Below are 12667 nucleotides of genomic sequence, written 5' to 3'. Positions count from 1 at the left end.
TTGCCAAATTATTAACCAAGGAGTCAAAAGAAAAAAATAAATGGAAAACTTAATCTACATTTTACCAGCCTTTGGGGTAATCGGATTAGCGTACATGTTCTATTTAAGAACGTGGGTGAATAAGCAAGATCAGGGTGAAGAAAACATGAAGAAGCTTGCAGGTTACGTAAAAGAAGGCGCGATGGCATTCTTAGCTGCTGAATACAGAATGCTGGCCATCTTCGTTGTCGTAGCAGGGATTCTGCTAGGTGTCGTTTCAATGTTGGTTGAAACCACACACTGGTTCATCGTTATTGCTTTTGTAATCGGAGCTGTATTCTCAGCGATTGCAGGTAACATCGGGATGCGGATTGCAACGGATGCTAACGTAAGAACAACGCAAGCTGCAAGAACCAGCTTACCTAAAGCCCTTCAGGTTTCATTTAGAGGTGGTACCGTTATGGGACTTGGTGTCGCGGGATTGGCCGTATTCGGTCTTTCTTTACTGCTTGCACTTCTCGTTCAGTTTTTCATAACCGGTGAGCAATCATTCTATATGGAAATGACCATCGTTCTTGAAACTCTTGCCGGTTTCTCTCTAGGTGCTGAATCCATTGCCCTTTTTGCCCGTGTAGGAGGCGGTATTTATACCAAAGCTGCAGACGTAGGAGCTGATTTAGTTGGTAAAGTAGAGGCTGGTATTCCAGAAGATGACCCACGTAATCCTGCTACTATTGCAGATAACGTTGGTGATAACGTAGGAGATGTTGCAGGTATGGGGGCTGACCTTTTCGGTTCTTATGTAGCAACCATGTTGGCGGCGATGGTATTAGGTAATTACCTGATCAATGATATTAATAATGGCGCACCAATGAATGACGCCTTTGGAGGAATGGGACCAATACTATTACCAGTTTTGATTGCTGGTATCGGTATCATTTTCTCAATCGTAGGTTCTTGGTTTATCAAAATCAGCGACAATAATGCAAAAGAAGCACAAGTACAGGCGGCCTTGAATAAAGGAAACTGGGGATCTATCATCTTGACAGGTATTGCTTCTTATTTCATCATTGACTGGATGCTACCTGTAGAAATGCAAATGACATTCTTCGGTAAAGGTTTGCAAACTGTGAGCTCATTCAATGTATTTGCTGCCGTATTGATAGGCTTGGCTGTTGGAGGCTTGATTAGCTACTTTACAGAATACTATACAGGTATGGGCAAAAAGCCGGTTATGACCATTATTCAAAACTCATCTACTGGAGCTGCAACCAATATCATCGCCGGGCTTTCTCAGGGTATGATGTCCACTTTCGCGCCAGTACTTCTTTTTGCTGCTGCAATCTGGGGAGCATATGCTTTCGCAGGTTTCTACGGGGTAGCGATTGCTGCATCAGCCATGATGGCCACCACAGCAATGCAGTTGGCTATCGATGCCTTCGGTCCAATTGCTGATAATGCCGGAGGGATTGCAGAAATGAGCGAATTACCAAAAGAAGTGCGTGAGCGAACAGATATTCTTGATTCTGTTGGAAATACGACTGCAGCTATTGGTAAAGGTTTTGCGATTGCTTCTGCAGCCTTGACAGCACTAGCGCTTTTCGCAGCTTACGTAACCTTTACAGGTATTGATGGGATTAACATTTTCAAAGCCCCAGTGCTTGCCGCTCTTTTCGTCGGAGCGATGATTCCAGTTGTGTTTTCCGCATTGGCTATGAGCTCTGTAGGTAAAGCGGCAATGGCAATGGTAAAAGAAGTAAGACGTCAGTTCAGAGAGATCCCTGGTATCATGGAAGGTAAAGCTGAGCCTGAGTACGACAAGTGCGTAGAGATCTCGACGACTGCTTCTTTGAAGGAGATGATGCTTCCTGGCTTATTGACTATTGTTTCTCCAATCTTGATCGCGTTTTTAACACAACTGACAACTGGAGACACCATGCTTGCTGCTGAGGTTCTTGGTGGATATATGGCGGGTGTTACAGTTTCTGGTGTTATGTGGGCCATTTTCCAAAACAATGCTGGTGGTGCATGGGATAACGCCAAAAAATCATTTGAAGCTGGTGTAATGATCGATGGACAAATGACCTTCAAAGGTTCGGAAGCTCACAAAGCAGCTGTAACCGGAGATACTGTTGGAGACCCATTTAAAGACACATCTGGTCCATCCATGAATATATTGATCAAGTTGACCTGTTTGGTAGGATTAGTAATTGCGCCACTTCTATCTTCTCATGATTCTCATGGCGAAATGGCAGATGCCAAAGTAGTCGAAGTCAAAAAAGAGATCAAATACGAAGACGGAAAGAAGATCGTCACTGAAATCGAAACAGTGGTGGAATAATTTCCCCACACCTTATTAAAAGGCTGTCATTTCGAAATGGCAGCCTTTTTTATTTTCTGTGACTCACTTATTTCATACTTAGCTTTTTGATCTTCGAAAATTTAACGTCTATCTAAGTCCCTCCTTCTCAAAAAGCAGGAGACTTTTTTATAATTTAAGCTTATGAAGAAACTCCTCCCCTTTCTGATACTTATCCTATCAGCTTCTTGCACCGTTCAAAAAATTCAAAAATCAATCTCCAAATCTGATGTTTTTGAAAAAGGTCATTTAGGGTTTATGCTAGTAGATCCTGCCAAGGATAAAGCTCTCGTAGCGATCAATGAAGACAATTACTTTATTCCGGCTTCCAATACCAAATTGTTCACCTTCTACACCGCTTATACCGTCTTAGGTGACGGTTTAGTAAATGGACTAAATTATTTGGAGCGAGGAGATTCATTGATATTTTGGGGAACGGGAGACCCAAGCTTACTTCATCCTGACTTGCAAGACAGCACCGTACTGAATTTTCTCAATAACTCTGAAAAGCAACTCTACCTTCTCGACAACTTTGAGCAAGTCAATGCCTTTGGACCGGGCTGGGCTTGGGATTGGTACCCCTATTATTATGCTACCGAACGTTCCGCTTTCCCTATCTATGGAAATGTAGTCCGCTTTTCTTCCAAATTGGATGCAGACCTTTTTTCAGTTTATCCAGAACGCTTTAAACCACTTTTGACGGCCAAGCCTACAGATGATTGGAGTGGATTTCGATTCAGTAGAGAACGGTTCGAAAATAAATTCACCTACGAAATAGCTGATGAGATTGAGATTGATGAATTCGATCGGGATATTCCCTTTATCACCTCCGCTACATTGACTACGCAATTACTGTCGGAGGCTTTGGGTAAAAAAGTAACCCTACTTCAAAACGAGGGCTATTTGAATGTTGACCCAAAAAAACTCCCGTCTGCTCCAGCAGATAGCATTTATGCCCAAATGATGAAAATCAGCGATAACTTCCTTGCAGAGCAATTGATGCTACTGGTATCAGACCAATTAAACAATCAACTAAGCACTCGGGAAGCAATTGATTATGCAAAAGAAAATCTATTAAAGGATCTTCCTGATGAACCTATATGGTACGATGGCTCAGGTCTGTCCTCTAGGAACATGTTCACTCCTCGATCCATTATTACCTTATTGGGTAAAATACGGGAAGAGGTTCCCTTGGAAAAAATCAAAGCTTATTTCCCTGCTGGAGGGGAATCAGGCACCATCCGAAATTGGTATCCGGCGGATCCAGGACAAGCCCCTTACATTTATGCGAAAACAGGAACCCTCAGCATGTCCAATGCGCTCAGTGGTTACCTTATCACCAAAAGTGGAAAAATCCTTCATTTTTCCTGCCTGATGAATAACTATCAAATTCCTTCCAATGACTTGAAAAAGGAATTACAAAAAGTACTCTATTTAATCCATGACAAGTATTAAACCATGAAAAAGACTCTTCCCCTCCTACTGATAACTTTTCTACTACTTCCAAAATTTCTCTTTTCCCAATCCTTTACCATGGAGCAGGTGGGGAAATTTACCTTTCCTTCTGAACTCACAGTCGATCCATCTGGAACCCAAATAGCTTGGGCACTTTACGAGCAGGGAAGGCGAAATGTCTACTATGCTAAAGCACCTGATTTTAAACCCGAAAAACTCACGTTTTTTGATAAAGATGATGGGCAAGAAATCACCAGTTTAACTTTTTCACCAGATGGTGAGCATTTGGTCTTTGTGCGTGGAGGCGACCATGGCGGCTCAAATGCTTCCTCCACAGTCAATCCGGACAACCTTCCTCAGCTACCCAAAGTAGAAATCTTTGCCATCAACCTACTTTCTCGAATGATAGAAACCATTGGGCCTGGCGACAATATTCACCTAGGACCAGGGAACCAAATTCTATTCTTAAAAAATGGCCAAGTTTGGGAGGCAAACGCACACAATATGGAGACTCCCAAGCAACTGTTTGAAATCAAGGGAACTGTTACCTCCATGGAATTTTCTCCGGACGGAAAAAGCCTAGCCTTCACTGTTAACAGAGGAGGGCACCAATTAATTGGAATTTATCGGAATGAAGAAACTCCCATCCAATTTATAGCCCCTTCCTTTCATCGATATTCCCAACCCAAATGGTCTCCTGATGGGAGCAAGATCGCTTTTATCAAAACACTAGGGGGATCGGGAGCTGCCTATCCCCTTCTAGAACCTCGACATATTCCTTGGGAAATCTGGCTTGCTGATGTGGAAAGCGGAGCAGCTGAAAAACTATGGACCGCTCCGAAAACCTTGAGAGGTTCCTATCGCTATTTCTTTTTCTCCTATCCGGATGAAAAGGAACTCATTTTTGAATCCTACCACGACGGCTGGCAACATTTATACAATTTGGATTTACAAAGCCAAAAGGAAACCCTTCTGACCCCAGGCAACTATATGGTTGAGCAAATCAAACTCAATCCTGATGGAAAGCGCATTTTATTCTCCGCTAATTACGGACCTGATAAAGCAGATATAGACCGAAGGCATATCGGTACGATCGAATTGTCGGATAAAACACTTAACTGGGAAACTTTAGGAGCTGGTATTGAGGCTTACCCTGTAGGCTTGGCTGATGGAAGCCTGGCCTATTTTTCAGCAACGGCTCAGCGACCCCATTTAGTCACACTTAAAAAAGGCACCCAAACCCAGCTCTTGCAAGCAGACCATATTCCTACTGAATTTCCTCAAGCAAATCTCGTCACACCCAAACAGGTCACATTCAAAGCCCCCGATGGAACGACGGTTCACGGGCAACTCTTCGAGAAGGAAGGCGGCCCAGCTGAAAAGCCAGGGGTCGTATTCGTCCATGGAGGACCACAGCGTCAAATGCTATTGGGTTGGAGCTACATGGACTATTACACCAATACTTATGCCCTAAATCAATATTTGGCTGAAATGGGTTTTGTCGTTCTTTCGGTCAATTTCCGTTTGGGGATTGGTTATGGCTATGAATTTCACCGACCAGCATACGGCTATTATCAGGGCGCGGTGGAATATCAAGATATCAAAGCCGGAGGGGAGTTTTTGGCAAATTTACCACAGGTCAGAGGCGATAAAATTGGAATCTACGGAGGAAGTTATGGGGGGTATTTGACAGCTTTGGCCTTGGCTCGGGATTCTGAATTATTTAAAGTTGGAATAGATATTCATGGAGTACATGATTTGGATGGGCGTTATGATTTTCCAGAAGGCTATGAAGTAGCGCCTGATTATGAAAAAGCATTAGAGGTAGCTTGGAAATCTTCTCCGATTGCAGATTTAGACACCTGGATCAGCCCAGTACTTTTCATACACTCGGACGATGATCGAAATGTGAATGTATCCCAAACCACGGATTTGATCCGCCGATTTGATGAGCTCGAAAAACCCTATGAATCGATCTTAATTCCCGGGGACACACATCATTGGATGAAATGGGAAAATATGATTCGGGTTTCTAATGAAACAGCCAACTTCCTCAAAAAACACTTAATGAACTAATCATGGCTGAAAATAAAACCCAACCAACCAAGGCTTCTGTTGATGATTTTATCAACCAAACAGAATCCCCTAAAAAGCGAGAGGATGCTTTTCGCATAAAACAGATAATGGAAGAAGTCACTGGAGAAAAAGCTGTGATGTGGGGTCCATCGATCGTGGGTTTTGGACAGTATCACTACAAATATGAAAGCGGACTGGAAGGAGATTTTTTAATTGTAGGTTTCTCGCCAAGAAAAACTGCTATTTCCTTGTATTTACTAGGCTGCATGGAAACCAGTTTCAACGAGCTTTTTGCCAAACTAGGAAAACACAAAACCGGAGCTTCTTGTTTCTATATCAATAAGCTAAGCGACGTTGATGAACAGGTTTTACGTGAACTGATAAAGAAGTCCTACGATTACATGAAGGCGAAATATCCAACCAAATGATCTTTCATATCCTGAATGGGGACTCGCTTTCTGGACAATTCCCAAATGATATTCCAGGTGAGAAAATTATTTTTCGAGAGTGCTTGCTAGATGGTCCCCTAGTTGCAAAAAATGAAGATGTATTCTGGCAAATGAGAAAAGAATTTCTGGAGTTCGCTTATGAAGCAACTGATTATGACAGGAAATCCAAAGAAGAAATTCTCAAAATCACCAAAATCCCTTCGGAATCAACCGTTTTCTTTTGGTTTGAAGAAGACCTCTTTTGTCAAGTTAACTTTTGGAAAGCCAGTACGCTTTTACCAAAAGATCTTCAAGAAGCGTATCTCGTTCTTCCTGGACAAAACTCCCCTTATTCATTCGCACATCTAAGTGCTGCCCAATTATTTCATCAATGGGAAAATGCCCTAAAACTTGATCTTGAGGATATAAGACTATTTAACTCCCTTTGGACTTTTTACCAAAATGCCGATGTAGCAAATGCCTTAGATTACTTGGAATCTTCAGAACCGAAATTTTCTTTTTTATTTCCAGCGGTAAAAGCATGGGAAAACATGATCCCGACTCAAAAATCAGAAGGACTTCCAATGCAAACCCTTCGGGATATCCAAATAAAAAATCCAGTTTGGGACTTTCGGAAAGTTTTCAGAGAATTTCAAAATCACCTTCCTATCTATGGCTTCGGAGATTTGCAGGTAAAAAAGCTTTGGGAAAAAATGAAAAGTAGTCCTTAATTGTCAAATTGAAGTAGAAAAGAAAAAGCTGACAACAGTTTCATTAAATTCATAAAATGCAGTGGTTTACCGAATTTGAAATTCCCCAATCCCCTTTTCCAATATCTCATCAGTCTAAAATTCTGAGCATGGGATCTTGTTTCGCCCAAAGCATGGGGACAAAGATGAATACCCATAAATTCGACATTTCAATTAATCCATTTGGGACTATTTTTCACCCTTTGGCACTCCACAAGCTACTGGACATGGCTCTTGAAAAAAGGGCAATTAATGAAAACCAGATTCTGGAAAGAGAGGGCATGTATTTCCATTTTTCCGCCCATTCTGATTTGGTTGAAACCAGCAAAAAGGAACTTATCGAAAAGTTCAATAAAAAAATAGAGACTACCAGCTCATATCTAAAAAGCGGCAGTCATTTGATACTGACTTTTGGCACGTCCTGGATCTACGAGCACCAGGATTTTGGACCGGTGGCAAACTGCCACAAGCAGCCTCAGAAGATTTTTAAAAAGCGGCTTTCGGGATTAGAAGAAATGCAAAGTCCCTTTTTCGAACTTTTCAAAAAGTTAACAGAAGCTAATCCTAATTTAAAAATCATCCTCACGGTTAGCCCAGTTCGACATATAAAAGATGGAATCCCCGAAAATCAACTCAGCAAAAGTTTGCTCCGCGTATTGTGCTATCAATTGGAGGAAGCGTTTAATTCGGTTGCCTACTTCCCTTCCTATGAAATCATGATGGATGAATTGAGGGATTACCGCTTTTACAAGGAAGACCGAATTCACCCCACGGCCGAGGCAGAAAATTACATTTGGGAAAAATGGATGCAAACTTATTTTGACTCAGCCACTCAAAATAAAGTAAATGAAATCTCTAAAATCCACCGTGAACTAGCACATCGACCCCTCAATCCTCATTCTGATTCCCATCGTAAATTCCTCCAAAACTTACTCGACAAACTGGAACGATTCAATGGAGAATTCGATTTTTCAAGAGAAATAAATAAAGTTCAAAAAGAGTTGGAAGGGTGGAATTACTGATTTTTCAATCTTCCGATTTTCAATTATTCAAAATTCCATGAAGCCAAATCGTCTTATCCATAGCCAAAGTCCCTACCTCCTTCAACATGCCCATAATCCTGTTGATTGGTATCCCTGGGGCCCTGAAGCCCTGAAAAAAGCAGAAATAGAAAACAAGCCGATCCTTGTTTCAATTGGCTATTCTGCTTGTCATTGGTGTCATGTGATGGAGCGGGAAAGCTTCGAAGATGAGATTACAGCCGAGTTGATGAATGAGCATTTTGTCTGCATCAAAATTGACCGTGAAGAGCGCCCTGATTTAGACAACATCTACATGGATGCCGTCCAGGCTATGGGCTTGCAGGGAGGTTGGCCCCTCAACGTTTTTCTAATGCCAAATCAAAAACCTTTTTATGGAGGCACTTATTTCAAAAATGAGCAGTGGACCCGTCTTTTAGCAAATATTGCAAATGCCTTCAAAAATCATCAGGATCAACTTGCTGAAAGCGCCGAAGGTTTTGGACGCTCGCTAAATCGATCTGAAATTGAAAAATACGGAATCCAACCCAGCGAGGAGGAAATTAGCGAGGATGATTTGTCAGAAATAATCACCAAACTCAGTGCACAATTTGATAAAGAATGGGGAGGCATGAACCGGATTCCTAAATTCCCCATGCCGGTCATCTGGAATTTCGTATTGGATTATGCCTATCTCAGTCAACGGGAAGATTTGAAAGAGGCAGTTTACTTCACCTTGAATAAAATCGGAATGGGAGGCATATATGACCACCTGCGTGGTGGATTTGCCCGATATTCTGTGGATGGAGAATGGTTTGCGCCCCACTTTGAAAAAATGCTTTATGACAATGGGCAACTTTTGGAATTATACGCAAAAGCCTATCAACTGAGCAAGGATGAATTTTTCTTGGAAAAAATCGAAGAAACCATTCATTGGCTGGAAGCCGAAATGCTGGAAGAAGAGGGCGGTTTTCATGCAGCCCAAGACGCTGACAGTGAAGGCATAGAGGGAAAATTTTATACGTGGCGGTATTCCGAACTTGAACAGCTAGTGGGTGATGAATTACCTTGGCTTCGGAAATTGTACAATCTTAAAATCCATGGGAATTGGGAAGATGGAGTCAATATTCTTTTTCAAACCCTGGATTATGAGACAGTCGCTCAAGAGTTTAATATGTCCGGTGAGGAATTATCAAGAAAACTCATTCAAGTAAAAGCAACCCTCCTAAAGGCAAGAAACGAGCGGATTTTCCCTGGAAAAGATGATAAAATCATCGCAGGCTGGAATGGTCTGATGGCTTCAGGATTGATTCAAGCGTACCTTGCTACCGGAACTGAGCGAGCACTGCAATTGGCTTTGGCAAATTTGGATTTCATCCGAACGCATATGATGAAAGAAGGAATCCTCCAGCGCACCTACAAAAATGGAGCGGCTTACACCCCTGCCTTCTTGGAAGATTATGCTGCCGTAATTAAAGCTAGCTTGATGGCCTTTGAGGTTAGTGGAAACAGTAACTATTTAGATTTTGGAAAAGAACTCTCAGACTTCTGCTTGACTCATTTTTATGATGAGCAAGAGGACTTTTTCTTTTTCAATGATCCCCAAGCTGAAAAACTCATTGCCAATAAAAAAGAGTTGTTTGACAATGTCATCCCTGCCTCAAATTCCATCATGGCGAGGAATTTCCACAAACTCTCACTCCTCACCTACGAGGAAAAGTATGCTGAGATCTCCCGGTCCATGCTTCGCAAAATGCGGGAATTAATTCTCAAAGATCCCGGCTTCTTAAGTAATTGGGCAAGCCTACTGCTAGAGCAAGTTATACCGACAGCAGAAATCGGAATAGTTGGACTTGGTGCCAAGAAAAAGGCTTTGGATTTACTCAAAAAAGTCCCTGCTAATTTGGTAGTAGCCTGGAGTGAAGAAGTGACAGAAAATGCCCCGATTTTAACAGGAAAAACTCCCGATTCGACAGGAAATGCCTTAATTTATGTCTGCTTCGACCATGCCTGCCGAAGACCAGTTTCGGAGGTGGATGAGGCCCTTTCGCAATTACCGTTTTTGAATTAATTCTGTGCTGAACCTTTTCGAAGAAAAAGATTTACCGACTAGTCAACCTGAATTTTCGTTCGCAGACGTGATTTTGCCAGTGCCCATTCCTCGAATGTTCACTTACAAAATCCCACGAAACCTGCATGACGAAATCCAGATTGGAGCACGGGTTATTGTTCAATTCGGACGAAAAAAAATCCTGACTGGGATCATCGGAAAAGTCCACAATAAAGCTCCGCAGGTTTACGAAGCCAAGCCTATTCTGGAGGTTTTGGATCAGCAGCCTTCGGTCAATCCACTACAAATCCGATTTTGGGCATGGATGGCAGAATATTATTGCTGCCATATCGGAGAAGTCATGCATGCTGCCCTTCCTTCCGGGCTTCGGTTATCCAGCGAATCACGGATTCAAGTTAATCCTAATTTTGACAGGGATAAAAGCCCCTATCCCTTAGATGAGCGGGAAGAAAAGATTTTAGAAGCACTTGAGAATCAATCGGAACTGAGCTACGATGATTGCGAGAAGGTATTGGGAATCAAGACGATTCATCCTATTCTGAAAAGTCTGGTTGCAAAGGAAGCGATTTTGATTTTTGAAAAAGTACAGGAAAAATTCACCCCCAAAATCGAAACCCGAATCCGTCTTCGAAGTGACTTAGCTCAAGATAAAAAGGCTTTAGAAAGTCTTTTTGAGTCATTTTCTGGAAAAGTCAAGCAAGAGTCAATTTTACTGAAATACCTGCGAGATGTCCCTGTTTTCCAAAAGCCTGAATTGAATGAAAAAGGATTGGATAAAGCCACGCTATTGGAAGAGGGAGATTCCGAAAGTTCGTTGAAAACCCTAATCAAAAATGGGGTTTTTGAATCCTTCAAGGTGGTCGTCAATCGACTCGAAGAAATTCACCCTGAACGAACAGCCTTTCAACTTTCCACAACCCAACAAGAAGCAATCCAATCCATCAAGAGCCAATTTGAAGAGAAACAAACGGTCCTGCTTCATGGGATAACCGGAAGTGGAAAAACTGAAATCTACATTCAGTTGATTCAAGAGGTCTTGGAAAGTGGATCTCAGGTATTGTTGCTTCTCCCTGAAATTGCCTTGACCACCCAAATCGTGAGTCGTTTACAGGAAGTTTTTGGTTCAAAGATGGGTGTCTACCATTCCAAATACTCTGATAATGAGCGCGTAGAAGTTTGGAATGGTGTACTCAGCGGGAGATTTTCATTCGTAGTCGGAGTGCGATCCTCCATTTTCCTACCCTTTGATTCCCTAGGATTGATCATAGTAGATGAAGAACATGAGGCAAGCTACAAGCAATTTGACCCAGCTCCCCGCTTTCATGCAAGAGACGCTGCCATTATGTTGGGTTATTTCCATCAAGCTAAAATCCTCCTCGGTTCTGCAACCCCATCCTTTGAATCCTATTACAATGCAACTCAGGGAAAATATGGCTATGTAGAACTTCATCAGCGATTTGGAGATGCAAAACTTCCGGATTTTCACTTAGCTGATTTAGGAGCAGACCGTCGAAAAAACCTCCTTAAGCTCGATTCCACCCGACTTATGCGGGAGAAAATTCAGGAAGCACTGAAAAAAAACGAACAGGTCTTAATTTATCAAAACCGTAGAGGTTATTCCCCTTATGTCCAATGCGAGGATTGCGGATGGACTGCCGAATGTGTGCAATGCGACGTTAGTCTTACCTACCATCAATTTTCTGAAGAATTGCGCTGCCATTACTGTGGCTATAAGGAAAAAGTTCCCACTTCCTGCCCAGCTTGTGGAAGCAGCCAACTTTCTACCAAAGGGATGGGGACAGAACGAATCGAAGAATCCTTAAGCCTGCTCTTTCCCGAGGCAAGGTTGGGGAGAATGGACCTAGATACCACACGAAATAAATATGGCTATCAACGTATCCTCGATGAGTTTGGAGCGGGTCAGATCGACATTTTAGTGGGAACTCAAATGATTACCAAAGGGCTCGACTTTGGAAGGGTGACCGTAGTGGGAATTTGGGACGGGGATCGGATTTTAAATTTTCCGGATTTCAGAGCTGGAGAGCGAGCCTTTCAGCAGATCACCCAAGTAGCTGGTAGAGCAGGTAGAAGATCTGAAAAAGGCCAAGTCATTATCCAAACCCGTAATCCTGAACAGGACCTATATGAAAAAGTAATTAGGGGAGATTACAAGGATTTTTTCAGGGTTGAACTAGCGGAACGAAAGCAGTTTTACTATCCGCCTTTTGTCAAGCTCATCAAGATTACGACTCGGCATACCGACTTTAAAACTGCAGAAAAAGCAGCCATAGCACTGCATCGGGGAATGGCGCAGATTGGGGTAAAAAAGATTGTCCTAGGACCAGAAAAGGCCCTGATCGGACGAATTAAAAACCAATACCAATTCGAAAGTTTGATCAAACTGGACCGGTCAGGAGCGACACAGCACACTTTTAAGAAAAGTCTTGGCAAAATTTTGGAAGAATTACAATCGCGGACTGAGTTCCGTTCCGTCCGATGGATCATCGATGTGGATCCCAACTAAATCCAAG

At 42.4% G+C, this 12667-nt stretch carries 8 protein-coding genes; all 8 read left to right on the top strand.

The window, feature by feature from the left end; all coding sequences use genetic code 11:
* The first annotated feature begins 40 nt into the window (after positions 1 to 40).
* The 8 genes from HWE15_RS13945 to priA all read left to right on the top strand — a co-directional run bounded on the left by HWE15_RS13945 (position 41) and on the right by priA (position 12660).
* Positions 41 to 2320, top strand: coding sequence for a sodium-translocating pyrophosphatase (locus HWE15_RS13945; RefSeq protein ID WP_290508157.1), 2280 nt, complete (start codon positions 41 to 43; stop codon positions 2318 to 2320).
* A gap of 162 nt (positions 2321 to 2482) precedes the next feature.
* The gene (locus HWE15_RS13940) at positions 2483 to 3793 is read left to right on the top strand and encodes a D-alanyl-D-alanine carboxypeptidase (RefSeq protein WP_290508156.1); all 1311 of its coding nucleotides are present in this window, start codon (positions 2483 to 2485) and stop codon (positions 3791 to 3793) included.
* Positions 3794 to 3796: 3 nt separating this feature from the next.
* A complete protein-coding gene (locus tag HWE15_RS13935) occupies positions 3797 to 5869 on the top strand; it encodes a prolyl oligopeptidase family serine peptidase (protein WP_290508155.1) in 2073 nt (690 codons plus the stop codon).
* A gap of 2 nt (positions 5870 to 5871) precedes the next feature.
* Positions 5872 to 6297: a DUF1801 domain-containing protein gene (locus HWE15_RS13930; protein ID WP_290508154.1), complete on the top strand. Its 426-nt coding sequence runs from the start codon at positions 5872 to 5874 to the stop codon at positions 6295 to 6297.
* Positions 6294 to 7028, top strand: a complete 735-nt coding sequence (locus HWE15_RS13925) for a DUF1835 domain-containing protein (protein WP_290508153.1) — start codon at positions 6294 to 6296, stop codon at positions 7026 to 7028. Before HWE15_RS13930 ends, HWE15_RS13925 begins: the two co-directional genes overlap by 4 nt.
* 56 nt (positions 7029 to 7084) lie before the next feature.
* Positions 7085 to 8068: a GSCFA domain-containing protein gene (locus HWE15_RS13920; RefSeq protein WP_290508152.1), complete on the top strand. Its 984-nt coding sequence runs from the start codon at positions 7085 to 7087 to the stop codon at positions 8066 to 8068.
* A 37-nt stretch (positions 8069 to 8105) separates the two neighbouring features.
* Positions 8106 to 10136 carry a thioredoxin domain-containing protein gene (locus tag HWE15_RS13915; RefSeq protein WP_290508151.1) on the top strand — a complete coding sequence of 677 codons (2031 nt, stop codon included), beginning with the start codon at positions 8106 to 8108 and terminating at the stop codon, positions 10134 to 10136.
* A 4-nt stretch (positions 10137 to 10140) separates the two neighbouring features.
* Positions 10141 to 12660: a primosomal protein N' gene (gene priA, locus HWE15_RS13910; protein WP_290508150.1), complete on the top strand. Its 2520-nt coding sequence runs from the start codon at positions 10141 to 10143 to the stop codon at positions 12658 to 12660.
* Positions 12661 to 12667 lie beyond the last annotated feature (7 nt).

Source organism: Algoriphagus sp., from assembly GCF_013373065.1.
Classification (GTDB): Bacteria; Bacteroidota; Bacteroidia; order Cytophagales; family Cyclobacteriaceae; genus Algoriphagus.
Note: the sequence above shows the minus strand (reverse complement) of the source record. Positions and strands in the feature narration are given on the sequence as shown.

What these genes read in the sequence shown, in the direction of transcription:
- HWE15_RS13945 (WP_290508157.1), top strand. Translation starts at nt 41, where the DNA reads ATGGAAAACTTAATCTACATTTTACCAGCCTTTGGGGTAATCGGATTA.
- HWE15_RS13940 (WP_290508156.1), top strand. Translation starts at nt 2,483, where the DNA reads ATGAAGAAACTCCTCCCCTTTCTGATACTTATCCTATCAGCTTCTTGC.
- HWE15_RS13935 (WP_290508155.1), top strand. Translation starts at nt 3,797, where the DNA reads ATGAAAAAGACTCTTCCCCTCCTACTGATAACTTTTCTACTACTTCCA.
- HWE15_RS13930 (WP_290508154.1), top strand. Translation starts at nt 5,872, where the DNA reads ATGGCTGAAAATAAAACCCAACCAACCAAGGCTTCTGTTGATGATTTT.
- HWE15_RS13925 (WP_290508153.1), top strand. Translation starts at nt 6,294, where the DNA reads ATGATCTTTCATATCCTGAATGGGGACTCGCTTTCTGGACAATTCCCA.
- HWE15_RS13920 (WP_290508152.1), top strand. Translation starts at nt 7,085, where the DNA reads ATGCAGTGGTTTACCGAATTTGAAATTCCCCAATCCCCTTTTCCAATA.
- HWE15_RS13915 (WP_290508151.1), top strand. Translation starts at nt 8,106, where the DNA reads ATGAAGCCAAATCGTCTTATCCATAGCCAAAGTCCCTACCTCCTTCAA.